Consider the following 26,029-nt stretch of genomic DNA (forward strand, 5'->3'; position numbering starts at 1 on the left):
CGCAAAGGGAGCAAAAGATGAGCTGGGCAAGGATCATGGCGCCGCTGAGCGGCGGGGCCGGCGACGCCGCGGCCCTGGAAGCGGCCATCGCCCTGGCGCGTCCGTTCAAGGCCGAGGTGGTCGGGGTGCACGCGCCGGCCGACGTTTCCGACCTCGCGCCGTGGATGGGCGAAGGCTTCATGGGCGGGGTGCAGGCCGCCGCCCTCGAAAGCCTGCGCGAAGCCGCCGCCGCCGGGCGCAAGACGGCCGGCGGCGAACTCGACGCCTGCGACTATGACCGCAAGACCTTCGTTTCCCTGGAGCCGCCGGTCTGGGCCGGCCTCGCCCTGGAGAGCCGCCTCTCCGACGTGGTGGTGTTCGGCGACGACGCCGGCAAGGGCCGCGGGCCGCTGGCCGAAGCCTTCGAACAGCTGGTGGCCGACGAGCAACGGCCGGTGGTGGTGGCGCGCGGGCCGATCAAGGCCGGCGGCGTCGTCGCCGTCGCCTGGGATGGCGGCAAGGAGGCCAGTCGCGCGGCGCGCACGGCCCTCCCGTGGCTGCAGCAGGCCTCCAAGGTGGTGCTGATCGGCGCGCCCGAGGCCAGTTCGCGCACCTTCGACCTCGTGCGGCTGCACGGCTTTCTCGCCGCGCGGGGCGTCACCTCGCAGGTGAACGCCCTGAGCGGAACCGGCGACGCGGCGGAGCTTTTGCTCGATGCGGCGGCGGCGGCGGGGGCTGACCTGCTGGTCGCCGGCGCCTTCGGCCATCCTCGGCTGCAGGAGTTCATCTTCGGCGGGGCGACCCGCACGCTGCTGAACACCGACCGCGGACCGTCGCTGTTTCTGTCCCACTAGTCCCAGCCAGAAGAAGGAGATCGTCCCATGGCCCTGTCGCGTATCGTCATGCGCCTCGCGCGCAATCCCGGAACCGAGTTCTCGGGCGGGGACGATCACCGAGGTTACGCGCTGACCGCGCCCCTGACCGCTGACGGCCGTCTGGACGAGGGCGCCTACGCCAAGGCCAAGGGCGACTGCGTGGTCCGCCGCTTCGCGCCCGATGAGGACGCCGTCGACGGTCGCCTGGCCAAGCGCGGCCAGCGCTGGTTCTTCGATTATGACGACGACGACACGGCCGACGATGAACCCGTCCACCGCCTGGGCGAGCACCGCTTCGCGGTCGGCGAATACGTCACCGTCACCGACGAGGACGGCCGGCCGCTCACCTACAAGGTCACCGACGTGGTGGCGGCGAGTTGACTGACTAATCCCTCTCCCTCGAAGGGAGAGGGGCAGGGGTGAGGGTGTGAGCGCCGAGCTTCAGTGGGGGCGCGAGAGGCGCTGCCTCACGCACGTTCCCGGACGCGCTCTGCGAACACCCCCATCCCCAACCCTTCCCCCCTTCGAGGGGGAAGGGCGAACTCACCGCCCCACGTTGCGGGCGACCAGGGCCTTCATGTCCTTGAACACATAGTCAGTGTCGCCCTTGCCCTTGGAGCGGACGACGGCCACCACCAGCGGCCCCGCCTTGGGGCCCCTCGCTTCGTAGCCGGCGACGCGGAAGCCCGCGGCGGTCGGGGTCTCGGTGGCGAAGATCACGCTGCGACGCACGCCACGGTCGTTGCTCCGCGTCTGGCGGATGGTGGCGGCGCCGTCGTCGGCTTGGATGTTGAACTCGCCGCCCTGCCTCTGGGCGATGCTGATGTTGGCGCGGTCGTGTTCGCCGTCGATGTGAATGCCGCCGACGTGAATCTGGGCGCGGTCGCCCTCGGCGTCGATGGACAGGCCGGGCAGGCGGATGTGGGCCTTGTCGTCGCCATCGACCTGAAGGCCGGCGTTGGGGGCTGGCGTTTTCGGCGTCGCCGGCTGCGGAATGAGGGCGCGCAGCTCGGCCTCGATGGGAGCGAGGGCGGCGACCTCGTCGCCGGAGGTCGGAACCAGGCGCAGGTCGATCTCGGCCTGGTCCTTCGCCGCATAGGCGCAGCTCTTGCCGTCCGCCCCGGCGCGAAGGCGCTGCAGGTCGCCCTGCGCCTCTGGGCAATCCAGCCGGTCGAGGGTGCGGAACGTCGAGGTCGGCTCGGCCGCGTCCTTTTTGGCGATGCGCACTTCGCGGCCGCAGGCGGCGAGGCCGAGCGCGACCAGCGCGACAGCGGCCAGGGCGAGGGTTCGGGTCATGGCGGGTCCCTTCAGACGGGCGGAAGGTGCGTCCGGGCCTCGCCAGGGTCCAATGAATTCGTCGTAATTCGATAAGCCTCAAAAGCGGAAGGGCCGCCCGTCTCGCGACGAACAGCCCTCCACGGCGCTCATAACCGATTGAGGTCAGTCGGCGCCGGGGTTGATCGAGACCGGGTCGGAGGCCGGGAAGGTCTCCTTCAAGCCCTTGTCGAGCTGGCGGTCCACGTGGGGGTCGCTTTCCTCCGGCTGGTCGTCGTAGCCCAGCGTCTTCAGCTGTTCGTCCGACAAGTGGTCGGACTCGAAGCGGCGGGCGCCGCCGCTGGTGGGCACGTCGTTGACGTCGTCGAGATTCATGTCGTCCTCCTCATCCGCGCTGGCCGCCAGGGGCTCGCGCTCGATGTCTTGGCCTTCGTCATCGCGGTCGTCGGCGTAGTCCTCCTCGGCGGCCGCCTCGAGTTCTTCGTCTTCGTCGTAATCGTCGTCGTCGAATTCATCCTCGTCGGTGTCGTCGTCGCCGGCGGCGGCGGTGACGTCGTAGACGTCATCGATCTCGTCGAAGTTGGCGATGTCTTCGCCGTCGTCGGTCAGATTGGTTTCATCCAGGACCTCGGCGCGGTCCTGAGCGTCCATTTCGAAATCGGTTTCCGGACCCATGGTCGTATCCCTGGTTGGCGGAGGTCATTCCCCGCCGCCCGGAATCAACCCGCCCGGAAAGCTTCCGTTCCTTTGTCGACGCGCCGACTCAGGGCCGCCGCGACGGCCTGCATGGCCGGATCCCAATCCCGAAATTGCGGCGGCAGAAACACCTCCACCTGCGGGTACCAGGGGTAGCGCGCGGTGCCGAGGCGCGGCCAGGCGCCGGGGGTCGAGATCAGCCAGACCGGCGCGCCGGCGGCCGCCGCCAGGTTGGTCGTGGCGTTGGCGAATCCGATCGTCAGGTCGAGAGCGCAGGTCAGGGCGGTGACCTCGTCGAGGTCGTCCTTCAGATCGATGCCCGGCGGGGTCCACAGCGGGATGCCGGCCGCCTCGGCGGCGGCCAGTTCCTCGTCGCAGTCGCCGTATTGCAGGTTGATGAAGCTGACGCCTGGCGTGGTCAACACCGGCGCCCAGGCGTCGAACGGCGAGAAATAGCGGGCGCGCGCGCCGGTCAGCTTCAGGCTCTTCCACAGGATGCCGACCTTGAGGCCCGCCGGCGCGGCCTCCAGCACGCCGCGCCAGTGGGCGACCCGCGCCGGATCGGCCGGCAGGAAGCCGCCCGTCGCCGGGAAGGCGTCCACTGAGCGGCGGAACTGGCGCAGCAGCGAGCCCATGGGCGTCCATAGATCGATGGCGTTCAGATCGCCGACGAAGGTCGCCCCACGGGTCAGGCGCCCGTCGACGTTGAAGGTCGCGTGCGCGCCCACCTCCGCCGTGGGGAAGGCCCGGGCGAACAGCGGGACCAGGCGTTTCTCGACGGCGATGAACAGCCGGCCGCCCGGCCCGAGCGCCCGCGCCACGTCGGGGATCAGGTTGGCGAACAGCACCTCGTCGCCCAGGCCCTGCTCGCCCATGATCAGCAGGCTCTTGCCGGCCAGGTCGGCGCCCGGCGTCCAGCGGGGACGCGGGACCAGGAACTGGGTGGCGTTTTCGAAGTCCGGATCGATCCGGGCCTCGTAATCGTCCCAGCCTTCGCCGATCTCGCCGCGGGCGATCTGGATGGTGGAGCGGGCCAGCCGCATCATCTGGCGTTCGGAGGCGGGCAGGGGCGAGGCCATGGCGCCCTCGCAGTCGGCCAGGGCTTCGTCGAGCTCGCCCAGCGCCAGGCGGGCGTTCCCCCGGTTGTAGCGGGCCTTGGCGAACGTGGGATCGAGCCGCAGGGCCTCGTCGAAGAAGGTCTTGCCGCCGGCCGGGTCGCCCTGTTCGGAAAGGATGGTGCCCATGGTGTTCCACAGCATGGGTCGGTCGGGCTTGGCGAGGATGGCGGGGCGCAGAAGCTCGATGGCCTCTTCGTAGCGGCCCTGGTCTCGCACCGCGCAGGCGATGTTGTTGGCGGCCTCGGTGGAGCCCGGCTTATGGTCGAGGTATCGCCGGAACAGCTTCTCGGCGACCGGCTTCATGCCCATGCGGTAGGCAAGGCGGCCCAGGTCGTTAGCCACCTCTGCGGCGTTTGGAAGCAGGGCGAGCGCTTTCTCATAGGCCTGGATCGACTCGGCGAAGGCTCCGGCCTTCTCGCGGGCGATGGCCAGCAGATGCCAGGCCAGGCCGTTCCGTTCGTCCAGTTCCAGCGCCTGCAGGGCGAACCGGGCGGCGTTCGCCGCATCGTCGGCCTTCAAGGCGGCGACGGCCGCTTGCAGCGCCGGGCGAACCTGTAAGGTTTTGATTTCCAAGGCCGCGCGATCGAGGCGCGCGAGGGCGGCGGCCGAGCCGGCGCTGCCGACGAGGTCCGAAACGGCGACGATGGGGGCGGATTTTGGGGGTGAAGCGGGGCGGCCCGCGCGACGGGAGCGGCTGGTCGGCATGGCGTTTCTGACCCCTCGCTGGGCCGCGTCGGCCCCACGTCTGGACTGACGCAACCCTTGGTCGCATCATGGTAAACCGCGGCTTAAGGCCGTGTCGCCGCAACGCCCCGTTAACCGGCGATCCCTATCGACTTCGGGCTACAGGGGCGGCCCGGCCGCGCGGAGATATTTGTGGCGCTCAAGCTGTCGCTAAAGCCGGGAGAACGGTTCGTCCTCAACGGGGCCGTCGTCCAGAACGGCGATCGCCGCGGGGTGCTCCTGCTGCAGAACAAGGCGTCCGTCCTGCGCGAGAAGGACATCATGCAGGAAGGGGAGGTCAACTCTCCCGCCCGCCGGATCTATTTCCCGGTGATGATGATGTATCTCGATGAAGCCGGGGCCGACAAATATTATGCTGAGTTCGTGCGGCGCCTGTCCGAGTTCATGGGCGTCATTCAGCAGCCTCAGGTGCTGGCCGATTGCGTGAACATCTCCCGCCACGCCATGGCCCGCGAATATTACAAGGCCCTGATGCTGGCTCGGAAATTGATCGAGTACGAAGACGAGAGGTTGGGCAATGTCGCTCCAGGCTTATCAGCAGGCGACAGCGAGAGCTGAAAGCCCGCGTGAGGCGGAGTACCGCCTCTTCGGCCAGGTGACCCGCGCCCTCATGGGCGCGGCGGACGCCGGCGAGCACGACCACGGCGCCCGCATGCGGGCGCTGGACTGGAATCGTCGGCTCTGGTCGGCGCTGGCGACCGACTGCGCCGACCCGCAGAACGGCCTGCCGGCCCCCGTGCGCGCGCAGATCATTTCGCTGAGCCTCTGGGTCGGCAAGCACACCAGCCTCGTCATGCGCAAGCGTGAGGATATCGGCGCCCTGATCGACGTGAACCGCATCATCATGCAGGGACTCTCGGCCCGTCCCGAGGCGGCCTGACCGCGATTTGAGGCGGCAGTTCCTGCCGCCTGGGCCGTTTCTGCCGCGCCCGACGCGCCGGCCCCTGGGCGGTCTCGATCTGAATTTCCTCTGAAGTCAATCTCTTGATCGCCGCCGGTCCTGGCCCGCGGCTTGCGATCCGCACGGTCGGACGCTGAATGCGTCCAAGCGGCAAAAGCCGCTCTTCATCCGACCAGAATGGAAGGGATCGCTGCAATGCTCAGCAATTCTATCAATACCAATGCGGGGGCGATGGTCGCCCTCCAGAACCTCAACGCGACCAACGGTCAGCTGGCGCAGACGCAGAATCGGGTTTCGACCGGCCTCAAGGTCGGTTCGGCCAAGGATAACGGCGCGATCTGGGCGATCGCTCAGGGCCAACGTGCGGAGTCCCAGGCGCTCAACGCCGTCAAGGACTCCCTGGCCCGCGGGCAATCCACCCTCGATGTCGCCATGGCCGCCGGTGAATCGATCAGCGACCTGCTGCTGCAGATGAAGGAGAAGGCTCTAGCCGCCTCGGACGAAGGTCTGGATCAGGACAGCCGCGAGAAACTCAACGAGGATTTCAAGGCGCTTCGCGACCAGATCTCGAAGGTCATCGAGAACGCTCAGTTCAACGGGTCGAACCTGTTGGACGGCTCGATCGCCGGCCTCTCGGCCCTCGCCAACTCCGACGGGACCTCCACCCTGACCGTCGGCAGCGAGGACATGTCCCTCGGCGGTTCGATCACGACGATCGGGTCCACCGATACGATCGGTACGGTCACCACGGCGGCCGACATGATCGATACGATCGAGGACTCGCTCGACAACGTCAACGCCGCGATCACGCGCCTGGGCACCTCGTCCAAGGCCTACGAGATTCATGCGACCTTCGTGTCCAAACTGCAGGACACCCTGGACGCCGGCGTGGGGAACCTGGTTGACGCCGACCTCGCCAAGGAAAGCGCCAAGTTGCAGGCCCTGCAGACCAAGCAGCAGCTTGGGATTCAGGCGCTCAGCATCGCAAACCAGCAACCTCAGTCCATCTTGTCGTTGTTCCGGTAATCGCAAGGCTCGCGGCGCCGGACGGGCGATGGCCCGTCCGGCGGCCCTTTTTGCTCGGCAAAAGTTGCCCGGCGCACCCCTAATCGGCAGGATTTGCCGGGCGCCGACGTCGTAAACAGGCGATTAATTCCATAAAATCAACAACTTGTGGCGCCCCAAAAGGCGCCGAAGTTGGCCCGCCGATTGCTTCCTAGGGAACCGAGCAAAATGCTCCCGTCGACAAAATGTCGCCGGACACCCTGAAAGGACCTCGTCATGGCGCTGAACAGCGTTAATACGAACGTGGGCGCTATGGTCGCCCTGCAAAACCTCAACCGCACCAATAACGACCTCACCACCGCTCAGAACCGGATCAACACCGGCCTGAAGGTGGCGAGCGCCAAGGACAACGGCGCGATCTGGGCCATTGCCCAGGGCATGCGTTCGGAGTCGACCGCGCTCAACGCGGTGAAGGACAGCCTGCAACGCGGCCAGTCGACCCTCGACGTCGCCATGGCCGCCGGCGAGTCCGTCTCGGACCTGCTGGGCCAGATGAAGGAAAAGGCGCTCGCCGCTTCGGACGAAGGCCTCGACCAAGACAGCCGCGACAAGCTGAACGCCGACTTCAAGAGCCTGCGTGATCAGATCGGCAAGGTGATCGAGAACGCCAAGTTCAACGGCGTGAACCTGCTGGACGGCACGGGCACCATCAACGCCCTGGCCAACAGCGACGCCTCCTCGACCCTGACCGTCGCCGGCCAGGACATGTCGCTGGGCGGTTCGATCGTCAGCGTCTCGGACACCGGCACCATCGGCACGCAGACCACCGCGTCCGACATGCTCACCGACATCGAAGATTCGATCGACGCCGTTTCGACCGCCCTGGCGTCGCTCGGCACCGGTTCGAAGTCGCTCGAAACCCACCTCACCTTCATCGGCAAGCTCCAGGACACCCTGGACGCCGGCGTCGGCAACCTGGTGGACGCGGATCTGGCTAAGGAAAGCGCTCGCCTGCAGGCTCTGCAGACCAAGCAGCAACTGGGCATCCAGGCGCTGTCGATCGCTAACTCGTCGACCCGCTCGATCCTGGGCCTCTTCCAGTAACGCGTGCGTAGGGGGCGGGCGCTTCCGCGCCCGCCCCTGGCCGCACATGCGGCCGTGCAGGAGGCGCCGGCTCCCTTCGCCGGCGATATGGAGACATGACAAACGCAGTTCAATTCACCACGCCACCCAACCCCACGGTGACTCCCGCGGCGGGTCCGGCTCCGGCCGAGGTCGTTCGCAAGGAGCCCCCGCGACGCGACCTCTCCAACGGCCAGCTGGCCGATCTTCGCCTCGTCATCGAGGAAGCCGAGGACGGCAAGGGCTTCGTCTACAAGACTCTCGACCGGCGCACCGGTGAGGTCGTGCAGGTCTACCCGCGCGACGCGGTCCTGAAGATGGGCGAGACCGCCGGGTATCACCCGGGGACTGTGGTCGATCAGCGCACCTGAAACGGGCGCCTAGGCGAATGTAGCGGCCGCGTTCGGCCTGCTTGACCGACATCGCACCGGCGATGGCGGTTAAAGGTGTTTATTCGCGTTAACCATACATGCACGACTCGGTCCCTAATCCTGCCTCGACGGCCAGGAGCGGACCCCGATGACCATCAGCGTGCACACGAACAAGTCTGCGTTGATCGCACTGCAGAACTTGAACAAGACCAACTCGAACCTGACGGAAACGCAGGCGAAGATCAGCACGGGTCTCAAGATCGGCAATGCGAAGGACAACGCCGCGGTCTGGGCCATCGCCCAGCAGCAGCGGGCGGACCTCTCGGCGCTGACGGCGGTGAAATCCAGCCTCGACCGGGCGACCTCGATTTCCGAAGTCTCCATGACGGCCGGCGAATCGATCTCCGACCTGCTCAACGAGATGAAGCAGAAGGTCGTGGCGGCCATGGAGCCGTCGATTGACCAGGACTCGCGCGACCTGCTCAACGCCGACTTCCGCGCCCTGGTGCGGCAGATCAATCAGGTGATCGGCGCGGCCGAGTTCGACGGCGCCAATATCCTGAACGGCTCGATCACCAACGACGTCCAGTTCCTGGCCAACGCCGACGCCAGCGAGATGATCACCCTGTCGGTGAAGGACATGTCCTTCGGCGGCTCGATCATCAGCATTGGCGCCACCGACACCATCGGCACCGCGACCGCGGCCAGCCTGGTGCTCACCGCGCTCGACGACTCGATTACCGAGGTCAACAAGGCGCTCGGTGACATGGGCGCCCAGGCCAAGCAGATCGAAGCCCACAACACCTTCGTGTCCAAGCTGCAGGACGTGCTGGAAGCCGGGGTGGGCAACCTCGTCGACGCCGACCTGTCGAAGGAATCGGCCCGCCTGCAGGCCTTGCAGGTGCAGCAGCAGCTCGGCGTCCAGGCGCTGTCGATCGCCAACTCGGCGCCGCAGATGATCCTGTCGCTGTTCCAGAACGGCTAAGCGTAATTTCCTCGCCCGATAGGTGAGGGGGCGTCCCCTCCCATCGGTGAATCTGCTACGTACCGCTCAGGCAATCTTTCCGCGGGAAGCGGTGCATCATGATCGACCTGCGCGACCTCCGGGATGAAGACGAGGCCACGCTCTATCAATGGCGGCGTGAGGCGGAGGTCGACCGCTGGATGTCCGACGCCGCCTTCCCGAGTCCGGAAGCGCACCAGGAATGGTTCGACCGCCTGCGCGATGACGCCGGCCGGCGTGGCTGGATGATCGTTCGCGGAGACGCGCCCCAGGGCCTGCTGACCCTCGCCGGGCTCGACAGCCATCACCGCCGGGGCGAATGGGCCTTCTTCATCGGGGCGGCGGACGCGCGCGGGCGCGGCGTCGGCCGGGCGGCCCAGGTGCTGGGCCTCGACAAGGCGTTCGGCGAACTCGGCCTGCTCAAGGTCTGGGCCGAGGTGATGGCCGACAACGACGCCGCCCTCAAGGCGCAGACCGCCGCCGGCTTCCGCCGCGAAGGCTATCTGCGCGGCCATGTGCTGAAGGACGGCCAGCCGCGCGACGTGGTGCTGCTGGGCATCCTGGCGGAGGAATGGCGCGAACGCCGCGCCGCCGCCCGCAAGGCCCTGGCCGAAGCCCACATGATCGCGGCGTAGGAATCTCGGCGGCGTTTGCGGGCCGGGTCAAATCGGCTAATCCGGGCCTATGAGCCGTCCTCCCGTCCCCTTCGACCTGGGCCCCATCCATTTCGTCGGCATCGGCGGGATCGGCATGAGCGGCATCGCCGAGATCATGCTGCGCATCGGCTATACGGTGCAGGGCTCCGACGCTAAGGCCAGCGCCAACACCGAGCGGCTGCAAGGCCTCGGCGCCCGCATCTTCATCGGCCAGGACGCGACCAACGTCGAGGGCGCCTCGGCCGTGGTCTATTCGACGGCGGTCAAGCCGGACAATCCCGAGCTGGTCGCCGCGCGCGTCGCGCGCCTGCCCCTGGTGCGCCGGGCCGAGATGCTGGCCGAGCTGATGCGGCTGAAGTTCTCGGTCGCCGTCGGCGGCACCCACGGCAAGACCACCACCACCTCGATGATCGCCGCCCTGCTGGACGCCGGCGGGGTCGACCCCACCGTGGTCAACGGCGGCATCATCAACGCCTACGGCACGAATGCGAAGGTGGGCGGCGGCGACTGGATCGTCGTCGAGGCCGACGAGAGCGACGGCACCTTCCTGAAGCTGAAGTCGACGGTGGCCGTGGTCACCAACATCGACGCCGAGCACCTCGACCACTGGGGCGACTTCGAAGCCGTGAAGAAGGGCTTCCAGGACTTCGTCGAGAACATCCCGTTCTACGGCTTCGCGGCCGTCTGCACCGACCACCCCGAGGTCCACGCCCTCTCGGCGCGGGTCGAGAACCGCCGGCTCATCACCTACGGCGAAAACCCCCAGGCCGAGATCCGCGCGGTGGACGTCCTCGCGGGGCCGGACGGCACGACCTTCACGGTGGCGATCCAGGGCCGTGACGGCGAGCTGACGGCGTTCGAGCGCCTGCACCTGCCGATGCCGGGCCATCACAACATGCTCAACGCCCTGGCGGCCATCGCCGTGGCGCGCGAGCTGAAGGTCGATGAGGCCGGCGTCCGCGCGGGCCTGGCCGGCTTCGGCGGGGTGCGCCGCCGCTTCACCACCACCGGCGTGATCGGCGGGGTGCGCATCGTCGACGACTACGGCCACCACCCGGTGGAGATCGCCGCCGTGCTGCGCGCCGCGCGCCAAGTGACGCGCGGCAAGGTGATCGCCGTGGTGCAGCCGCACCGCTACACCCGCCTGCGCGACCTCATGGACGAGTTCGCCGCCTGTTTCGCCGACGCCGACACCGTGCTAGTCGCCGATGTCTACAGCGCCGGCGAGCAACCGATCCCGGGCATCGACCGCGACGGCCTGGTCGAGGCCGCCCGACGCTTCGGCCATCGCCGCGCCCTGCCTCTGGAGAGCGTCGCCGCCCTGCCGGGCGTGATCGCTCAGGAGGCGCACGAGGGCGACCTCGTGGTCCTGCTCGGCGCCGGCGACATCACCACCTGGGCCTACGCCCTGCCGGGCCAGCTCGAGGCCCTCGGCTGGACGACGACCCCGTGAGCTGGCGCGACAGGCTCCCCGCCGTCCGCGGGCGGCTGATGCTGGACGAGGCGCTCGGCCCCTTCACCTGGCTGCGGGTCGGCGGCCCGGCCGAGGCGATCTTCATGCCGGCCGACGAGGCCGACCTGGCGGACTTCCTGCGCGCGCTCGATCCCGGCGTGCCGTTGCTCACCGTCGGCGTCGGCTCGAACCTCCTGGTGCGCGACGGCGGCGTCGAAGGCGTGGTCGTGCGCCTGGGCCGCGCCTTCGCGGGCGTCGGGACCACCGGCGAGACCACGCTCACCGCCGGGGCGGCGACGCTGGATTCGATGCTGGCCAAGGCCGCCGCCAAGGCGGGCGTCGCCGGGCTGGAATTCTACGCCGGCATTCCCGGCACGGTGGGCGGGGCGGTGGCGATGAACGCCGGCTGCTACGGCGCCGAGACCCGCGAGGTCTGCGTCCGCGCCCATGGCCTCGACCGGTCGGGCAAGTCCGTGACCTACGACAACCCCGCCGAGTTCGCCTATCGGCACGGCTGGGGCTCGGAGGAGGGGGTGATCGTCACCCGCGCCGACTTCGCCGGAACGCCCGACGATCCGGCCGCCATCGCCGCCCGCATGGACGAGATCACCGCCCGGCGCGAGACCACCCAGCCGATCCGCGAGAAGACCGGCGGCTCCACCTTCAAGAACCCTCCGGGCCACAGCGCCTGGAAGTTGGTCGACGGCGCCGGTTGGCGGGGCAGGCTGTTCCAAGCCCCCGTCGGCGGGGGCGGCGGCGCCATGTTCTCGCCGCTGCACGCCAATTTCCTGATCAATCCGGGCGAGGCGACCGCCGCCGACCTCGAGGGCGTGGGCGAGGCGGTCCGCGCCGACGTCGCCGCCCGGCTCGGGGTGACGCTCGATTGGGAGGTCAAGCGCATCGGCCGCCCCGCCTCGGACAGTGCTATAGCCCGCGACGACTCGTCGCCCATCGCCTAGGAGACCTCATGATCATTCGTCGACTGGCGCTCGGCCTGCTGTTCTCCGCCGCGGCCGGAGCCGCCTTCGCCCAGGCCCCGACGCCCCGGGCGCCGTTGCCGGCCGGCGCCGCGCCCGCCGCGACCTCCAGCACATTCGCCACCACCCTGGCGCTGCGCGACCGCGCCCTCGGCGACAACACCGCCTGGACCATCCTGGAAGAGCTGACCACCGACATTGGCGGCCGCCCGGTCGGTTCGCCCGCCATGACGCGCGCCAAGGACTGGGCCATCGACAAGATGCACGCCCTGGGCTTCGAGAACGTGCACGCCGAGGCCTTCGCCAAGCCGGCCTGGGTGCGCGGTCCGGAAAGCGCCGAGCTGAACACGCCCTACAAGACCAAGCTCCACGTCCTGGGCCTCGGCGGCAGCGGCTCGGGCCAGGTGACCGGCGAAGTCGTGGTTTTCAGCAGCCTGGCGCGCCTGAAGATGACGTCGATCGACCTCAAGGGGAAAATCGTGGTCGTGAACCAGCCCATGACCCGCACGCAGGACGGGTCGGGTTACGGCGCGGCCGGTGCGGCCCGCTTCCAAGGGCCGTCGATCGCCGCCAGCAAGGGCGCCATCGGCTATCTGACCCGTTCGATCTCGACCGGCGACGCGCGCGAGCCGCACACGGGATCGACCAACTGGGCGCCCGGCGTGAAGCCGATCCCCGCCGGCGCCCTCGGCGTGCCCGACGCCGACCTGCTGGAGCGCCTGTCCAAGCGCCCCGGCAAGCCGCCGACCATCACCCTGTCGCTGCTCTCCAGCGTCGATGAGAAGGCGACCGCCTGGAACGTCGTCGGCGACCTGCGCGGCAGCGAGCGCCCGAACGAGATGATCGTCATCGGCGGCCACCTCGACAGCTGGGATCCGGGCCAGGGCGCCATCGACGACGGCGCCGGCGTCGCCATCACCGCCGCCGTCGGCAAGTTGATCGGCGATCTGCCGACCCGGCCGAAGCGCACCATCCGCGTGGTCATGTTCGGCTCCGAGGAGACCGGCGGCTCCAGCGCCGCCTACCTGGCCGCTCATAAGGAAGAGGTCCCCAACATCGTCCTGACCGGGGAGAGCGATACAGGCGGCGACGAAATCTACGATCTGCGCCTGCCGCCCGGCTTCGCCGCCGACCCGCGCTTCCTGCAGGTCGCCGACGCCCTGGCGCCGCTGAAGGTCTTCCTGTCGCCGGCCGACGTCGGCGAGGCGGGCTCGGACGTCGCCGGCCTGCAGCAGGCGGGCGTGCCGGCCTTTGGACTTAGCCAGAACGCCGACCGCTACTTCGACCTGCACCACTCGGCCAGCGACACCCTCGACAAGGTGGACCCGGCCAAGCTGGCGCAGAACGTCGCGGCCTGGGTGACCCTGATCCACTTCGTCGCCGACAGCGACATCGACTTCCGCAAGCCGGCCCAGAAATGACCGATACTCCTAAAGCGCCGTTGGCCGGCCGTCGCGTCGCCGTCCTGCTCGGCGGCCCGTCGGCCGAGCGCGAAGTCAGCCTGGTCACGGGCGAGGCCTGCGCCGCCGCCCTGGAGCGCCTCGGCGCCGAGGTGATCCGCGTCGACGCCTATCGCGACGTGGCCGACCGGCTGAAGGCCGCGAACCCCGATGTGGTGTTCAACGCCCTGCATGGCGAATGGGGCGAGGACGGCTGCGTCCAGGGCGTGCTGGAGACCCTGGGCCTGCCCTACACCCACTCGGGCGTCCTGGCCTCGTCCCTGGCCATGGACAAGGCCAAGGCCAAGGCCGTGCTGGCCGCCGCCGGCGTGCCGGTGCCGGGCGGCGGGCTCTACAATCGTCACCAGGTCGCCGCCGACCACGTCATGCCGCCGCCCTATGTGGTGAAGCCGAACGCGGAAGGCTCCAGCGTGGGGGTGTTCATCGTCTCCGAGGGGGCGAATCGCCCGCCCGCCGAGGTGGGGTCGGAAAGCTGGACCTATGGCGAGGAGGTGATGGTCGAGCCGTTCGTGCGCGGCCTCGAGCTCTGCACCACGGTGATCGGCGAGGCGACGGGGCCTCGGGCCTTAACCGTTACCGAAATCGTGCCGACCACCGGCTGGTACGACTACACCGCCAAATACGCCGCCGGCGGCTCCGAACACGTGCTTCCGGCCCGGATTTCCGCGGAAATCCACGAGCGCTGCCTGCGGATCGCCGAGCGCGCGCACGCCGCTCTTGGTTGCCGTGGAGTTACCCGAAGCGACTTCCGTTATGACGACATTAACGACCTTCTGGTCCTTCTAGAGGTGAACAATCAGCCCGGCATGACGCCGACCTCGCTCGTCCCCGAGCAGGCGGCCCATACCGGAATGTCGTTCGACGCTCTGGTTTTGTGGATCACGGAGGACGCGTATGCCCGCGGTGTTGCGGGAGGGCGGGCGGACTAGCGCCAAGCCCCGGGGGAAAGCGCCCCAGTCCGGCGCCTCCAGGTCCGCGTCACAACGCGCCAACCGTTCCTCGCAGGGTCGTTCCTCTCCTCCAGTCGGCGGCAAGTTGCGCGCCGCCCAGGGCGCCGGCGTCTCGCCGCGTCTCGCCGCGACCGTGGCCTGCTGCGTCCTGGCCGCCGGCCTCCTGATCACCCTCGCCACCGGCCACCGCAGCGAACAACTGGCCGGGTTCGCCCGCCAGGGCGTCGCCAGTGAGTTCGCCGGCTTCGGCTTCCGCGTGAACTCGGTTCATGTGCAGGGCGCCACCCCGATGTCGCGGCGCGATATCCTGGCCGCCGCCGCCATCGCTCCGGGCGAGCCGACCCTCGGCATCGACCTCGACCTGCTGCGCGAGCGCGTGCAGCGCGTCGGCTGGGTGAAGTCGGCCCGCGTCATCCGCCTGCTGCCCGACACCATCGTCATCGCCGTGGACGAGCGCCCGCCGGCCGCCGTGTGGCAGCATGCCGGCCGCACCCGGGTGATCGACGGTTTCGGCCAGCCGATCGTCGAGGCCGACCCCGGCCTGTTCAACGACCTGCCGCTGATCGTCGGCGCCGGCGCGGACGTCGCCGCCCCCTCGATCCTGCCGGCCATCGCCCAGCGCCCGCGCCTGGCCGGGCGGGTCGAGGCCCTGGTGCGGGTCGACAACCGCCGCTGGGACCTTCGCCTGAAGGACGGCGGCCTGGTGCAACTGCCCGCGGTCGGCGAGGACGCCGCGCTCATCCAGCTCGACCAGCTGGATGGCCGCCAGCGCATCCTCGATCTCGGATTTGAACGAATTGACCTGCGCGACCCGGCCCTCGTTGCCGTGCGGCCGCGTCAGGCCCAGGCGACGCATGCGACGGCGCCGATCTCGGACGGAGTGTAGGACGACCATGGTCAAGACCCTGACGCGCGACGAAGGTCTCAAGGCGACCCTCACCCGCCAGCCCGTGGTGGCCGCGGTCGACCTCGGCGCGTCCAAGGTCTCCTGCTTCATCATGAAGGGGGAGGGGGTCCGTCGCGACGACCGCACCTTGACCACCTGCGGCGTCGGCTATGTGCAATCGCGCGGCGTGCGCGGCGGGGCCATCGTCAACCTGGACGAAGCCGCCCAGGCCATCGCCCAGGCCGTGGAGCGCGCCGAGACCGTGGCCGGCGTCGGCGTGCAGGGCGTCACCGTCGCCTGCGCCGGCGGCCAGCTGGCCAGCCACCGCGTCACCGCCCAGGTCTCCCTCGGCGCCCGCCCGATCGGCGACGGCGATCTGTCGCGCGCCCTGCAGTCGGCCCTGGCCCAGGTCCGCATTCCCGGCCGCCGCGCCATCCACCTTCTGCCCGTCGCCTGGTCGGTGGACGGCCAGCGCGCCATCCGCGACCCGCGCGCCATGTTCGGCCGCTCGCTGGGCCTGGAGCTGCTGGTGGTCTCCATGCAGGAGGCGGCGTTCCGCACCCTCGGCCACTGCGTCGAGCGCGCCCACCTGCAGTTCGAGGGCGTCGTCGCCTCACCGTTCGCCTCGGCCCTGGCGGCCCTGGAGGACGACGAGATGGAACTGGGCGCCGTCTGCATCGACATGGGCGGCGGTTCGACCTCGGCGGCGGTGTTCGGCGGCGGCTCGCTGCGCCACATCGACAGCCTGCCCGTCGGCGGCGGCCACGTGACCCAGGATATCGCCCGCGGCCTGTCGACCTCGATGGTCGGCGCCGAGCGCATCAAGACCCTGCATGGCTCCGCCATCGCCAGCGCCAACGAAGACCGCGAGATGATCGAGGCGCCGCCGCGCGGCGACGATCCGGCGGCCGGCCCGGTGATCGCCCCCCGCAGCCTGCTGAAGGGCGTCATCGCCCCTCGCGTCGAGGAGACGCTGGAGCTGCTGCGCGAGAAGCTGAAGGCCTCGGGCGCGCCGGTCGAGCCGGGCGCCAGCATCGTGCTGACCGGCGGCGCCAGTCAGTTGGCCGGCGTGCGGGAAGTGGCCGTGCGCGTGTTCGACCGTCCGGTCCGCCTGGGCCGTCCGCGCCGCGTGCCTCACCTGGCCGACGCCGCCTCGGGCCCGGCTTTCTGCGCCGCCGCCGGCGTGCTGCACCGCGCCGCCTTCGGCCCGCGCGAAGCCGTCACGCCCAAGACCCGCGCCGCCAATCAGGCTCAGCGGACGCCGGTGGATCCGCGCGCCAATCCGGTGGTCAAGGCCGCCGCCTGGCTGCGCGACAACCTCTAGTCAGAGAGACCCGGTCGAGGACAGCGCCCGTCTGTCGCAAGACCGTAGAACCTGGCGCATCGCGCGGCTGGGTCCGTCGGCGGACCTGTAGAGTTCCGCCCGGCTGCGCACGCCGTCGTCCTTCAGCAGGAGCGTCGAGGTCTCGCCCTTGCGTCGAATGGCGAAGCCGTCGCCGGTCGGCGTCGATGTCATCAGCGTACGACTGTTGGTGTAGCAGCCGACGAGCACATTCACTGGCGCGCTGAACACCGCGACGTAGCTCGGCGTCGGGCCGGCCGGCTCGGCGGCGCTCACGGCGGTGGCGGATGTGAAAGTCAGGGCGACCAGAACGCCCAAGCAAGCCGTCTTCATGCGCTCCTCCTGCGGTCCGGGCGCGAGCGTCCCTCGCCTCATGCCCCTCGTCAACGCGTGAGCGCGTTCAGCGCCCCAGGGCCGCGAAAGGATTGTAGGGCGCGGCTTGCGCGGCCGGCGCCGGGGCGGGCGGGGCCACGCCCGGGGCGCCGCCGCCGAAGAAGCGCTGCTGGCAGGCCTGGACCCCCGCCGTGTTGGTCACCCCGACCGACATCACGCAGGCCTGGTACCCGCCGGTCGCCGCCGCGACGGCGTTGGCGTTGTTGACCGGGTTATAGGCCGGGGCGGGCGCGCTGTAGGTCCCGGCGAGGCCGGCCGCCTGGGCGGCGAGGGCGCCCGCGCCGCCCATCTGCCCCGCGACCTGACCGGCCATGGCGGCGAGGGCCGAGCCGAACGGGTTGTTCTGCGGGGGCTGGGCCTGGCCGCGATTCCCGGACGCCATGGCCTGGGCGTTGTTCATCACCTGGCCGAGGGCCGCGTTGGCGGCGGCGGGATTGGCGAGGTAGGCGGCCTGCGCCTGCTGGCCGAGCGCGGCCCATTCCGGGGGCAGCAGGCGCATGCAGGCCTGGGCCGCCTGGGCGTTCTGGCCGGCCGCCTTCACGCACTGGCCATATTGCTGGGACGCGGCGACGGCGCCGACGGAGTTGGTGGGGCTGACGATCGCGGAGGCGCCGTAGGCGGCCGGGTTGATCGTCTGGCCGCGCGCCGTGTTGGCGGCCGCGGCGGCGGCGTTCAGCACCTGGTTCATGCCGACCGCGTTTCCGCCCGCCGCCTGATAGGCGCGCAGTTGCTGCGCCACGTTGGCGCAGGCGGCGAGGTTTCCTCCACAGGCCTGTAGAAGTTGCAGTTCGGCCGCGGTCTGGGCGTTCGACGTCGTCGGGATGGTAAAGGCGGCGGCCAACATGCCGGCCGCCAGCAGCGCGAGCGCGCCGGAAGTCTTACGGATCATGGGAAGCCCACCCTTGTTAACCTGACAGCCCAGCTTAGGTTACCAACCCGCGCGCGCCGAGTCTCCCGGCCACGGCTGTTATTAAGTTGTGGATGGCTCACAAATTCGTCTTACGGCGCTCCCCGAGCTTCCGACTCAGATTATGCAGTTAACCGTCGATTAACGATGGCGGGACAACAGTTAACCGCGCGTCAACGACGCGGCGACGGGCGGTCGCCGCCAACAGGCGAGCGGGCAGAAGGTTAGGGTTCACCAGAATGGCTATTTCCCTCACGGCGCCGCGCGCCACGGAACTGAAGCCCCGGATCGTGGTGTTCGGCGTCGGCGGCGCCGGGGGCAACGCGGTCAACAACATGATCGAGGCGGGTCTGGAAGGCGTCGAGTTCGTCGTCGCCAACACCGACGCCCAGCAACTTCAGTTCGCCAAGACCGAACGCCGCATCCAGCTCGGCGCCCAGGTGACCCAGGGTCTCGGCGCCGGCGCCCACCCGGAAGTCGGCATGAGCGCGGCGGAGGAGAGCTTCCCGGAGATCGGCGAGCACCTCGACGGCGCCCACATGGTGTTCATCACCGCCGGCATGGGCGGCGGCACCGGCACCGGCGCGGCCCCGATCATCGCCAAGTGCGCCCGTGAGCGCGGCATCCTGACCGTCGGCGTGGTCACCAAGCCCTTCCATTTCGAAGGCCGCCACCGCATGCGCCTGGCCGACGCCGGCATCAGCGAGCTGCAGCGCTACGTCGACACCATGATCGTGATCCCGAACCAGAACCTGTTCCGGATCGCGAACGAACGCACCACCTTCTCCGAAGCCTTCGGCATGGCCGACCAGGTGCTGCACTCGGGCGTGCGCTCGATCACCGACCTGATGGTTCTGCCCGGCCTCATCAACCTCGACTTCGCCGACGTCCGCACGGTGATGACCGAGATGGGCAAGGCGATGATGGGCACCGGCGAGGCCACGGGCGAAGACCGCGCCCTGATGGCGGCGCAGAACGCCATCGCCAACCCGCTGCTCGACGAAGTCTCGCTGAAGGGCGCCAAGGCCGTGCTGGTCAACGTCACCGGCGGTCTCGACATGACCCTGCTGGAAGTCGACGAGGCGGCCAACGCCATCTCCGACCAGGTCGATCCGGAAGCCAACATCATCTTCGGCGCCGCCTTCGACCCGGCCCTGGACGGCATGATCCGCGTCTCGGTGGTCGCCACCGGCATGGACGGCGCCTCGATCCAGGCGATCGAGCCCAAGGCCATCCCGCGCGCCAACATCGCCCCGCCGACCCTGAAGATCAGCGACGCCCCGGCCTATTCCGCCCCGACCTCGCCGGCCGCCGCCGCGCCGGAACCCGCCTTCGCCCCGCCGCCGGCTCCCGAGCCCGCGCCCGAGCCGCTCGTGCAGCAGAGGGCGGCCGAGCCGATCCGGCAGCAGTCGGACTTCAGCTTCGAAAGCCCCGAACCTTCGGTGGTCGAAGCAGCTCGCCCGGCGCCGGTCACCCGCATCGTCGATCCGGCCGTGGCCGAGGAGGACGACGAGCCGATGTTCGCCGATCCCCCCTTCGGCGGCGAGCGTCGCGAGCAGAAGGGCGGTTGGCTCAGCCTGTTCGGCGGCCGTCCGCGCTATGAGCCGCAGCCGATGAGCAACCCGGCGCCGCAGCAGCGCGCCGTCGCCGGCGGCCGTCCGGCCCCCCTGGCGGTCGAGGAAGCTCAGCCCGAAGAGAGCGACGATCTGGAGATTCCGTCGTTCCTGCGCCGCCTCGCCAACTGAGGCCTTCGGGCCACAGCTGAGCACTATCGGAAAGGCCGTCCGGGCAGGGCGGCCTTTTCTGCGTTTCTGACGCCCAATTTTAGCCGTTTTTTCAACGGCTTGCAGCGAAACAATCGGAAACCTGAGTTGCTTTGCGGCGGTGCAGCATCCGCCCTACAAGGCAAGCGGGGATAAGGCGGCCCGTCTCGCAAGGGGCGAAGGACCGCTGACAAGTAAAGGTAGTCTCGCGCGTGTCGATTTCGCAGCAACATACCCTCGCGGGTCCGGCCATCTTCGCCGGTGTGGGCGTCCACACCGGCGCGCATGTGCGCGTCGCGATCCGCCCCGCCGCCGTTGACGCCGGCATCGTCTTCGTGCGCGCCGATGTGCGCGACCGTGACAACCGCGTGCCGGCTCATGGCGACGCCGTGGTCCAGACCCGTCTCGGCACCGTCATCGGCAACGCCGCCGGCGTCACCGTCTCGACCATCGAACACCTGATGGCCGCCCTGGCCGCCCTGTCGATCGACAACGCCGTCATCGAGCTGGACGGCCCGGAAGTGCCGATCATGGACGGCTCCTCGGCCCCGTTCGTCTCGATCCTCGACCGCGCCGGCCGCAAGCCGCAGGACGCCGTCCGTCGCTTCATCGAAGTGCTGGAGCCGATCGAGGTCATCGAAGGCGACAAGCGCGCCGTGCTGACCCCGAGCGAGCATTTCGAGATGGCCTTCGAGATCGAGTTCGACAGCAAGGCCATCGGCCGCCAGCGCGTCGACCTGATCGTCGACGAGCAGAGCTTCCGCTACGAGCTCTCCGACTGCCGCACCTTCGGCTTCGTGCAGGAAGTCGAAGCCCTGCGTCAGGCGGGCCTCGCCCGCGGCGGCTCGATGGAGAACGCCGTGGTCATCGATGGCGACCGCGTGCTCAACCCGGAAGGCCTGCGCCGCCCGGACGAGTTCGTGCGCCACAAGGCGCTGGACGCGGTGGGCGACCTCTATGTGCTCGGCGCGCCGCTGCTGGCCCGCTTCGAGGGCGTGAAGGCCGGCCACGGCCTGAACAACGCCGTCGTCCGCGCCCTCATGGCGCGCCCGAACGCCTGGCGCTACCGCCCGGCGATGCAGGAAATGGCCCAGGCCGCCTCGGCCTAAGGCGACTTTCCACCCGCGAACATCCTGGCGGCGCGCACGGTTCTCGTGCGCGCCGCCTTGCGTTTCGAACGCTTGACGCAAACGATGACATTTGTCATCAATGATGTTGACAAACGTCAACAGAGAGCGAGGGGCGGATGAAACGGATCGCTTTCGGCGTCGTTCTAGCCGCTCCGCTGCTGCTGATTTCCGCTTGTGCGGGCCTCCGTCCGTCATCGCCGTTCCAGGTCGCGATCAGCGAGCCGAAGCCGCTTCCGACGATGAACGGCGTTGCCGTCTCGGTGACCCTTTCCAATAGCGGCCGCCGCCCTTCGAAGCGGCTGACGGTGGCCTGCAACTATGTCGATGCAACCGGATCGGCCGTACAGACGGGATTGATTTACTTCAACAATGTCCCACCGGGAGGCAGCGACACCCATGGACAGATGGTCATGTCGCCGACTGTCGTCCGGGGAGACTGCGCGCTGCGCTGAGATGTGCTGGGATCGCGGAACGATGAGCGGAGACGATCGATGAAAGTCAGCGCGGCGGAGAGCGTCATCATGGAGGCCCTGTGGCGGCGCCAACCCCTGACGTCCGAGGCGATCATCGCCGAGGTCGGTGAGCCGCAGGGCTGGACTGAGGGCACGGTGAAGCAACTGATCAGCCGTCTCCTCAAGAAGAAGGCGATCGCCGCGCAGGCGGAAGGCCGCCGCTACCTCTACTCCCCGGTCCTGACCCGCGACGCCTATGTCGAGGACGAAAGCCAGGGCCTGCTGGACCGGCTGTTTGACGGGCGTCTCGCGCCCCTGGTCAGTCACCTGGCCGAGGGCGACAAGCTCAGCGCGGCCGACATCGCCGAGCTGAAGGCCCTGGTCGAGAAGATCGGCAAATGAGCGGCGCGGTCCTCACCCTGCTGCTGCGCGGCAATCTGGTCCTGTCCGCGACGATCCTCGTCATCCTTCTCCTGCGTCGCCCGATCCGACGCGGCTTCGGCGCCCTGACGGGATATGCGCTGTGGCTGGCGGCGCCCGCCTGCCTGCTGATCGCCTTGCTCCCGCCGAGCGCGCCGGCCGGCCTGCTCGCTCCCGTCGTGGCCGCCGCCGCGCCGAGCACACGGCCGGCGGCCGAGGCCGTCGGCTTTGACTGGCGAGCCGCTCTCGCCGGCCTATGGCTGGTTGGGGTGCTGGCGGCCTTCGGCCTCTTCGCGCTTCGTCAGGCGCGCTTCATGCGCGCGCTTGGGCCGTTGGCGCCCTGGGGACAGGATCGCGGCGTCCTGATCGGCCGGAAGCACCACGCCGGGCCTCTGGTCGTCGGCCTTCTTCGTCCGCGTATCGTCCTGCCTGTCGATTTCGAGGCGCGTTTCCAAGGCGAGGCGAGGGCGCTGGTCCTGGCCCATGAGCGGGTCCATCTGGCGCGGGGGGATGCGCTCATCAACGGCCTGACCGTCGCCCTGCGGTGCCTGGCCTGGTTCAACCCCCTGGTCCATCTCGCCGCCCAGCGCCTGCGGGTGGATCAGGAAATCGCCTGCGATGCGGCCGTGCTCGCGCGCCGCCCTCAGTCCTCCCGGCTCTACGCCGAAACCCTGATCGGCGCGCTCGCCGCGCCGGTGTCCGCGCCGCTCGCCTGCCATTGGCCCGCCGGCGGCGTTCAACCCCTGAAGGAGAGACTTGTGATGATGAGTTCCGCCTCCCTGTCCCGGCGCCGCAAGGCCTTGGGTCTCGGGCTTGTCGCCGTTCTCGGCCTCGCCGGCGTCGGCGCGGTCTGGGCGGCCAATCCGGCCCCCGCCGAGGTCATCCGCCGGCCGAACTGGGTGTCACGCCCCACCGGCGCAGACCTGGCGCGTTTCTATCCCGCGGACGCCGCCAAGACGCGGACCGGCGGGCGGGTTCTTCTGGATTGCGGCGTCGCTGTCGACGGCCGTCTGAAGGCCTGCAAGGTCGCCTCGGAATCACCCGCCTCCGCCGGCTTCGGCGACGCGGCGATGAAACTGAGCGAAAGCTTCCAGATGTCGCCGCAAAGCCAGGATGGAAAGCCGACCGCCAACGGCAAGGTTTTCATCCCCATCATGTTCGCCCTGGCCCCCAATCCGCGGCCGTAAAGGCTTCGGCGGGGCGGGGTCCGGCCGGACCCGCCCCAACTTGGCCGCCTTCCATATCTAGACGCGACGTCTCACGCGTTTGCGCCCGCTTCGCGCTGGTGTAGAAGCCACGAGTCCGGCGCGGGGGCGCGCGTCCAAGAGTCCAGAGGTCCAGGTCCTTGCATCGAACCACGCAGCGTCGCATCGCCACCCTGGCGTTCATCGTCGTCGCCGCGGTCGGCGCGACCTCCTGCGCGTCTCGGCGGCCCACGCAGTCCATCGTCTATGAAGAGCGTCCGGTGGAGCTGCTCTACGCCACGGGCGCCGAGCGGATGGACAGCCGGCGCTGGAACGAGGCGGTCAGCTATTTCCAGGAAGTCGAGCGCCAGCACCCCTATTCGGAATGGTCGCGCCGGGCGATCCTGATGCAGGCCTTCGCCCACTACCAGTCGAACCAGTACGCCGAGGCCATCGGCGACGCCGACCGTTTCGCCTCGCTGTACCCGGGCAATCCGTCGACGGTGTACGCCTACTACCTGAAGGCCATCTGCTACTTCGAACAGATCGTCGACGTGGGCCGCGACCAGGCGGCCACCGAACAGGCGCTCAACGCCCTGCGCGACGTCGTCCAGCGCTACCCGAACACCGAATACGCGCGCGACGCCCGCCTGAAGATCGACATGGTCAACGACCAGCTGGCCGGCAAGGAAATGGCGGTCGGCCGCTATTACCTGCGGCAGAACCAGCCGGTGGCCGCCATCGGCCGCTTCCGCACGGTGATCGACCGCTATCAGACGACGTCCCACACGCCCGAGGCGCTCTACCGCCTGGTCGAGGTCTATCTGAGCCTCGGCGTGCTGGAGGAAGCCAAGAAGAACGGCGCCGTGCTGGGCTACAACTTCCCCGGCGACGCCTGGTACACCGACGCCTACAAGCTCCTGACCAACAACGGCCTGCGCCCCGCCGTGGAGCCGCGCTCCAATGCCGCCAAGCGCAGCTACCTGCAGCGCCTGCTGCACCTGAAGGGCAATACCCTGGCGCCGCCGGCCGCCGACGGGGGCGTGACCCCGCCCCCGAACAGCGCCGCCGCCCCGCCCGCCTCGTCGACGCAGCAGGAGGGCCGTCGCGGCCTGTTCGGCTTCGGGCATTTCGGCCTCTAGCCAGAGCGACGCGCTCTTTTCTCGAACGCGATTCAGGGCGATCCTCACGCCATGCTGATTGGCCTGGGCATCCGCGACGTCGTGCTGATTGAGTCTCTCGATCTGGCCATCGGCGCTGGCCTGACGGCGCTCACCGGCGAGACCGGCGCGGGCAAGTCGATCATCCTCGACGCCCTGGGCCTGGCTCTCGGGGCGCGGGCCGACGCCGGCCTCGTGCGCCGGGGCGCCAGCCAGGCCGGCGCCACGGCCAGCTTCGCCCTCGACCGCGAACACCCGGTGTGGGCCCTGCTCGATGACAAGGGCCTCGACTACGACCGCTCGGAAGATCTCGTCCTGCGCCGCACCCTCGGCGCCGATGGCCGCAGCCGCGCCTTCGTCAACGACCAGGCCACCAGCGTCGCGGCCCTGAAGGAGATCGGCGGCCTGCTGGTCGAGGTCCATGGCCAGCACGAGACGGTGGGCCTGCTCGACAGCCGCACCCACCGCCCGCTGCTCGACGCCTTCGGGGGCGTCAGCCTCGAAGCCGTCGCCTCGGCCTGGAGCGCCTGGCGCGCCGCCCGTGAAGCGGCCGCTGAGCTGCGCGACCTCGCCGGCCGCGCCGCCGCCGAGACCGAGGAAATCACCCTTCGCCTGGGCGAACTCGATCGCCTCGATCCGCGTGAAGGCGAGGAGGTCGCCCTCGCCGAGGAGCGCGCCGTGCTCGGCGCCGCCGAAAAGGCCCTGGCAGACCTGTCCGCCGCCCGCGACGCCTTCGCCGGCGACGGCCTCACCGGCAAGCTGGCGGCCGCCTTCCGGGCGCTGGAGCGGGCGCGCGAGCGCGCCGCCCAGGCAGGGCTCGACTCCGCGAGCCAGGCGGTCGCCCGCCTCGTCGCCGCCGGGGAGGCTTGCGACCGCGCCCTGGTCGAGGCCCAGGAGGCCAGCGCCGCCATCGACTTGGCCGCCGAGGCTTTCGATATCGATCCCCAGCGGCTGGAGAAGGCCGAGGAGCGTCTGTTCGCCCTGCGCGCCCTGGCCCGCAAGCTCTCCACCACCGTCGACGCCCTGCCGTCCCTGCGCGCTGAGTTCGCCGCCAAGCTGGCCGCCATCGAGACCTCGGGCGACGCCCTCAAGGCCGCCGAGCAGCAGGAGGCCGTCGCCAAGGCCGCCTATCTCGCCGCCGCCGGCAAGCTGACCGCCGAGCGCCGCGCCGCGGGCGACCGCCTGGCCGCCGCCGTCGAGGCCGAGCTCGCACCCCTCAAGCTGGAAAAGGCCCGCTTCCGCGTCGCCGTCGATCCGCTGGACGAGGGCAGGGCGGGGCCGTCCGGCGTGGATCGCGTCGGCTTCGAGATCGCCACCAACCCCGGCGCCCCCTTCGGCGACCTCGGGGCCATCGCCTCGGGCGGCGAACTGGCCCGCTTCGCCCTGGCCCTCAAGGCCGCCCTCGCGGGCCGCGCCGACGCGCGCCAGCCGCTGATGATCTTCGACGAGGTCGACCAGGGCGTCGGCGGGGCCGTGGCCGACGCCGTCGGCCTGCGCCTGCGCCGCCTGGCCGAGACCGCCCAGGTGCTGGTCGTCACCCACAGCCCGCAGGTGGCCGCCCGCGCCAGCGCCCACTGGAAAGTCGCCAAGGGCGGCGCTGATCATCTGCGCACCGACGTCGCCGTGCTCACTGCCGCCGAACAGGAAGAAGAGATCGCCCGCATGCTGGCCGGCGCGGCGGTCACCGACGCGGCCCGCGCGGCGGCCAGGGCGCTGATCGGGGCGTGATTGCATTTTGCTTCCCTTCCCCCTTGATGGGGGAAGGGCAGGGATGGGGGTGACTCGGTGGTTCAGCTTGCGCCGGCGT

General features: G+C 69.6%; 26 protein-coding genes and 1 pseudogene. 22 read left to right on the forward strand and 5 right to left on the reverse strand.

Going from position 1 to position 26,029, the window contains the following annotated elements; all coding sequences use genetic code 11:
* Window positions 1–17 precede the first annotated feature (17 nt).
* Together ACFLIT_RS12865 and ACFLIT_RS12870 are read left to right on the forward strand one after the other, a co-directional pair.
* Window positions 18–833: a universal stress protein gene (locus ACFLIT_RS12865; protein WP_479911646.1), complete on the forward strand. Its 816-nt coding sequence runs from the start codon at window positions 18–20 to the stop codon at window positions 831–833.
* A gap of 27 nt (window positions 834–860) precedes the next feature.
* Window positions 861–1,235, forward strand: coding sequence for a hypothetical protein (locus ACFLIT_RS12870; RefSeq protein WP_479911647.1), 375 nt, complete (start codon window positions 861–863; stop codon window positions 1,233–1,235).
* Between the two features lie 162 nt (window positions 1,236–1,397).
* Here the strand turns inward: ACFLIT_RS12870 and ACFLIT_RS12875 are convergent, their stop codons facing one another.
* The 3 genes from ACFLIT_RS12875 to ACFLIT_RS12885 form a co-directional block, all read right to left on the reverse strand.
* The gene (locus ACFLIT_RS12875) at window positions 1,398–2,150 is read right to left on the reverse strand and encodes a hypothetical protein (RefSeq protein ID WP_479911648.1); all 753 of its coding nucleotides are present in this window, start codon (window positions 2,148–2,150) and stop codon (window positions 1,398–1,400) included.
* Between the two features lie 144 nt (window positions 2,151–2,294).
* The gene (locus tag ACFLIT_RS12880; RefSeq protein WP_479911649.1) at window positions 2,295–2,804 is read right to left on the reverse strand and encodes a primosomal protein; all 510 of its coding nucleotides are present in this window, start codon (window positions 2,802–2,804) and stop codon (window positions 2,295–2,297) included.
* A 44-nt stretch (window positions 2,805–2,848) separates the two neighbouring features.
* Window positions 2,849–4,648 (reverse strand): tetratricopeptide repeat protein, encoded by a 1,800-nt coding sequence (locus ACFLIT_RS12885; RefSeq protein ID WP_479911650.1) that lies wholly within the window; start codon window positions 4,646–4,648, stop codon window positions 2,849–2,851.
* Window positions 4,649–4,819: 171 nt separating this feature from the next.
* Between ACFLIT_RS12885 and flbT the strand changes: the two genes are divergently transcribed.
* The 13 genes from flbT to ftsA all read left to right on the forward strand — a co-directional run bounded on the left by flbT (window position 4,820) and on the right by ftsA (window position 16,795).
* Window positions 4,820–5,245 (forward strand): flagellar biosynthesis repressor FlbT, encoded by a 426-nt coding sequence (gene flbT, locus ACFLIT_RS12890; RefSeq protein ID WP_479911651.1) that lies wholly within the window; start codon window positions 4,820–4,822, stop codon window positions 5,243–5,245.
* Window positions 5,205–5,567 carry a flagellar biosynthesis regulator FlaF gene (flaF, locus tag ACFLIT_RS12895; RefSeq protein WP_479911652.1) on the forward strand — a complete coding sequence of 121 codons (363 nt, stop codon included), beginning with the start codon at window positions 5,205–5,207 and terminating at the stop codon, window positions 5,565–5,567. The genes flbT and flaF overlap by 41 nt, the downstream gene beginning before the upstream one ends.
* 216 nt (window positions 5,568–5,783) lie before the next feature.
* Window positions 5,784–6,614, forward strand: a complete 831-nt coding sequence (locus ACFLIT_RS12900; RefSeq protein WP_479911653.1) for a flagellin — start codon at window positions 5,784–5,786, stop codon at window positions 6,612–6,614.
* A gap of 255 nt (window positions 6,615–6,869) precedes the next feature.
* Window positions 6,870–7,697, forward strand: coding sequence for a flagellin (locus ACFLIT_RS12905; protein WP_479911654.1), 828 nt, complete (start codon window positions 6,870–6,872; stop codon window positions 7,695–7,697).
* 95 nt (window positions 7,698–7,792) lie between these two features.
* Window positions 7,793–8,086: a hypothetical protein gene (locus tag ACFLIT_RS12910; protein ID WP_479911655.1), complete on the forward strand. Its 294-nt coding sequence runs from the start codon at window positions 7,793–7,795 to the stop codon at window positions 8,084–8,086.
* A gap of 148 nt (window positions 8,087–8,234) precedes the next feature.
* Window positions 8,235–9,071, forward strand: coding sequence for a flagellin (locus tag ACFLIT_RS12915; protein ID WP_479911656.1), 837 nt, complete (start codon window positions 8,235–8,237; stop codon window positions 9,069–9,071).
* A gap of 98 nt (window positions 9,072–9,169) precedes the next feature.
* A complete protein-coding gene (gene pseH, locus ACFLIT_RS12920; RefSeq protein WP_479911657.1) occupies window positions 9,170–9,724 on the forward strand; it encodes a UDP-4-amino-4,6-dideoxy-N-acetyl-beta-L-altrosamine N-acetyltransferase in 555 nt (184 codons plus the stop codon).
* A gap of 49 nt (window positions 9,725–9,773) precedes the next feature.
* The gene (gene murC / locus ACFLIT_RS12925) at window positions 9,774–11,198 is read left to right on the forward strand and encodes a UDP-N-acetylmuramate--L-alanine ligase (protein ID WP_479911658.1); all 1,425 of its coding nucleotides are present in this window, start codon (window positions 9,774–9,776) and stop codon (window positions 11,196–11,198) included.
* Entirely contained in the window at window positions 11,195–12,157 is a 963-nt protein-coding gene (gene murB, locus ACFLIT_RS12930; RefSeq protein ID WP_479911659.1) for a UDP-N-acetylmuramate dehydrogenase, read from the forward strand. The genes murC and murB overlap by 4 nt, the downstream gene beginning before the upstream one ends.
* Window positions 12,158–12,165: 8 nt before the next feature.
* Window positions 12,166–13,596 (forward strand): M28 family peptidase, encoded by a 1,431-nt coding sequence (locus ACFLIT_RS12935; protein WP_479911660.1) that lies wholly within the window; start codon window positions 12,166–12,168, stop codon window positions 13,594–13,596.
* Window positions 13,593–14,564, forward strand: coding sequence for a D-alanine--D-alanine ligase (locus tag ACFLIT_RS12940; RefSeq protein ID WP_479911661.1), 972 nt, complete (start codon window positions 13,593–13,595; stop codon window positions 14,562–14,564). Before ACFLIT_RS12935 ends, ACFLIT_RS12940 begins: the two co-directional genes overlap by 4 nt.
* A gap of 106 nt (window positions 14,565–14,670) precedes the next feature.
* Window positions 14,671–15,471 (forward strand): cell division protein FtsQ/DivIB, encoded by an 801-nt coding sequence (locus ACFLIT_RS12945; RefSeq protein ID WP_479911662.1) that lies wholly within the window; start codon window positions 14,671–14,673, stop codon window positions 15,469–15,471.
* A 7-nt stretch (window positions 15,472–15,478) separates the two neighbouring features.
* Window positions 15,479–16,795: a cell division protein FtsA gene (gene ftsA / locus ACFLIT_RS12950; protein ID WP_479911663.1), complete on the forward strand. Its 1,317-nt coding sequence runs from the start codon at window positions 15,479–15,481 to the stop codon at window positions 16,793–16,795.
* Here ftsA and ACFLIT_RS12955 read toward each other — a convergent pair whose 3' ends face one another.
* Together ACFLIT_RS12955 and ACFLIT_RS12960 are read right to left on the reverse strand one after the other, a co-directional pair.
* On the reverse strand, window positions 16,796–17,146 hold the full coding sequence (locus ACFLIT_RS12955) for a hypothetical protein (RefSeq protein WP_479911664.1): 351 nt from the start codon (window positions 17,144–17,146) through the stop codon (window positions 16,796–16,798).
* Window positions 17,147–17,213: 67 nt separating this feature from the next.
* Window positions 17,214–18,095, reverse strand: a complete 882-nt coding sequence (locus tag ACFLIT_RS12960) for a hypothetical protein (protein WP_479911665.1) — start codon at window positions 18,093–18,095, stop codon at window positions 17,214–17,216.
* Window positions 18,096–18,352: 257 nt separating this feature from the next.
* Between ACFLIT_RS12960 and ftsZ the strand changes: the two genes are divergently transcribed.
* The 7 genes and pseudogenes from ftsZ (at window position 18,353) to recN (ending at window position 25,950) form a co-directional block, all read left to right on the forward strand.
* A complete protein-coding gene (gene ftsZ, locus ACFLIT_RS12965; RefSeq protein ID WP_479911666.1) occupies window positions 18,353–19,858 on the forward strand; it encodes a cell division protein FtsZ in 1,506 nt (501 codons plus the stop codon).
* Window positions 19,859–20,088: 230 nt separating this feature from the next.
* Window positions 20,089–20,985, forward strand: coding sequence for a UDP-3-O-acyl-N-acetylglucosamine deacetylase (lpxC, locus tag ACFLIT_RS12970; protein ID WP_479911667.1), 897 nt, complete (start codon window positions 20,089–20,091; stop codon window positions 20,983–20,985).
* 137 nt (window positions 20,986–21,122) lie between these two features.
* Window positions 21,123–21,458, forward strand: a complete 336-nt coding sequence (locus ACFLIT_RS12975) for a hypothetical protein (protein ID WP_479911668.1) — start codon at window positions 21,123–21,125, stop codon at window positions 21,456–21,458.
* A 39-nt stretch (window positions 21,459–21,497) separates the two neighbouring features.
* Window positions 21,498–21,860, forward strand: a complete 363-nt coding sequence (locus ACFLIT_RS12980; RefSeq protein WP_479911669.1) for a BlaI/MecI/CopY family transcriptional regulator — start codon at window positions 21,498–21,500, stop codon at window positions 21,858–21,860.
* Window positions 21,857–23,065, forward strand: a complete 1,209-nt coding sequence (locus ACFLIT_RS12985) for a TonB family protein (protein ID WP_479911670.1) — start codon at window positions 21,857–21,859, stop codon at window positions 23,063–23,065. The genes ACFLIT_RS12980 and ACFLIT_RS12985 overlap by 4 nt, the downstream gene beginning before the upstream one ends.
* A gap of 200 nt (window positions 23,066–23,265) precedes the next feature.
* Window positions 23,266–24,090, forward strand: a pseudogene (locus ACFLIT_RS12990) (outer membrane protein assembly factor BamD); the annotation flags it as partial.
* Window positions 24,091–24,255: 165 nt separating this feature from the next.
* Entirely contained in the window at window positions 24,256–25,950 is a 1,695-nt protein-coding gene (gene recN / locus ACFLIT_RS12995) for a DNA repair protein RecN (RefSeq protein ID WP_479911671.1), read from the forward strand.
* Window positions 25,951–26,029: the final 79 nt, after the last annotated feature.

Source organism: Caulobacter sp. HJHS_5 (assembly GCF_056683955.1).

What these genes read in the sequence shown, in the direction of transcription:
- ACFLIT_RS12865 (WP_479911646.1), top strand. Translation starts at nt 18, where the DNA reads ATGAGCTGGGCAAGGATCATGGCGCCGCTGAGCGGCGGGGCCGGCGAC.
- ACFLIT_RS12870 (WP_479911647.1), top strand. Translation starts at nt 861, where the DNA reads ATGGCCCTGTCGCGTATCGTCATGCGCCTCGCGCGCAATCCCGGAACC.
- ACFLIT_RS12875 (WP_479911648.1), bottom strand. Translation starts at nt 2,150, where the DNA reads ATGACCCGAACCCTCGCCCTGGCCGCTGTCGCGCTGGTCGCGCTCGGC.
- ACFLIT_RS12880 (WP_479911649.1), bottom strand. Translation starts at nt 2,804, where the DNA reads ATGGGTCCGGAAACCGATTTCGAAATGGACGCTCAGGACCGCGCCGAG.
- ACFLIT_RS12885 (WP_479911650.1), bottom strand. Translation starts at nt 4,648, where the DNA reads ATGCCGACCAGCCGCTCCCGTCGCGCGGGCCGCCCCGCTTCACCCCCA.
- flaF (WP_479911652.1), top strand. Translation starts at nt 5,205, where the DNA reads ATGTCGCTCCAGGCTTATCAGCAGGCGACAGCGAGAGCTGAAAGCCCG.
- ACFLIT_RS12900 (WP_479911653.1), top strand. Translation starts at nt 5,784, where the DNA reads ATGCTCAGCAATTCTATCAATACCAATGCGGGGGCGATGGTCGCCCTC.
- ACFLIT_RS12905 (WP_479911654.1), top strand. Translation starts at nt 6,870, where the DNA reads ATGGCGCTGAACAGCGTTAATACGAACGTGGGCGCTATGGTCGCCCTG.
- ACFLIT_RS12910 (WP_479911655.1), top strand. Translation starts at nt 7,793, where the DNA reads ATGACAAACGCAGTTCAATTCACCACGCCACCCAACCCCACGGTGACT.
- ACFLIT_RS12915 (WP_479911656.1), top strand. Translation starts at nt 8,235, where the DNA reads ATGACCATCAGCGTGCACACGAACAAGTCTGCGTTGATCGCACTGCAG.
- pseH (WP_479911657.1), top strand. Translation starts at nt 9,170, where the DNA reads ATGATCGACCTGCGCGACCTCCGGGATGAAGACGAGGCCACGCTCTAT.
- murC (WP_479911658.1), top strand. Translation starts at nt 9,774, where the DNA reads ATGAGCCGTCCTCCCGTCCCCTTCGACCTGGGCCCCATCCATTTCGTC.
- ACFLIT_RS12935 (WP_479911660.1), top strand. Translation starts at nt 12,166, where the DNA reads ATGATCATTCGTCGACTGGCGCTCGGCCTGCTGTTCTCCGCCGCGGCC.
- ACFLIT_RS12940 (WP_479911661.1), top strand. Translation starts at nt 13,593, where the DNA reads ATGACCGATACTCCTAAAGCGCCGTTGGCCGGCCGTCGCGTCGCCGTC.
- ftsA (WP_479911663.1), top strand. Translation starts at nt 15,479, where the DNA reads ATGGTCAAGACCCTGACGCGCGACGAAGGTCTCAAGGCGACCCTCACC.
- ACFLIT_RS12955 (WP_479911664.1), bottom strand. Translation starts at nt 17,146, where the DNA reads ATGAAGACGGCTTGCTTGGGCGTTCTGGTCGCCCTGACTTTCACATCC.
- ACFLIT_RS12960 (WP_479911665.1), bottom strand. Translation starts at nt 18,095, where the DNA reads ATGATCCGTAAGACTTCCGGCGCGCTCGCGCTGCTGGCGGCCGGCATG.
- ftsZ (WP_479911666.1), top strand. Translation starts at nt 18,353, where the DNA reads ATGGCTATTTCCCTCACGGCGCCGCGCGCCACGGAACTGAAGCCCCGG.
- ACFLIT_RS12975 (WP_479911668.1), top strand. Translation starts at nt 21,123, where the DNA reads ATGAAACGGATCGCTTTCGGCGTCGTTCTAGCCGCTCCGCTGCTGCTG.
- ACFLIT_RS12980 (WP_479911669.1), top strand. Translation starts at nt 21,498, where the DNA reads ATGAAAGTCAGCGCGGCGGAGAGCGTCATCATGGAGGCCCTGTGGCGG.
- ACFLIT_RS12985 (WP_479911670.1), top strand. Translation starts at nt 21,857, where the DNA reads ATGAGCGGCGCGGTCCTCACCCTGCTGCTGCGCGGCAATCTGGTCCTG.
- recN (WP_479911671.1), top strand. Translation starts at nt 24,256, where the DNA reads ATGCTGATTGGCCTGGGCATCCGCGACGTCGTGCTGATTGAGTCTCTC.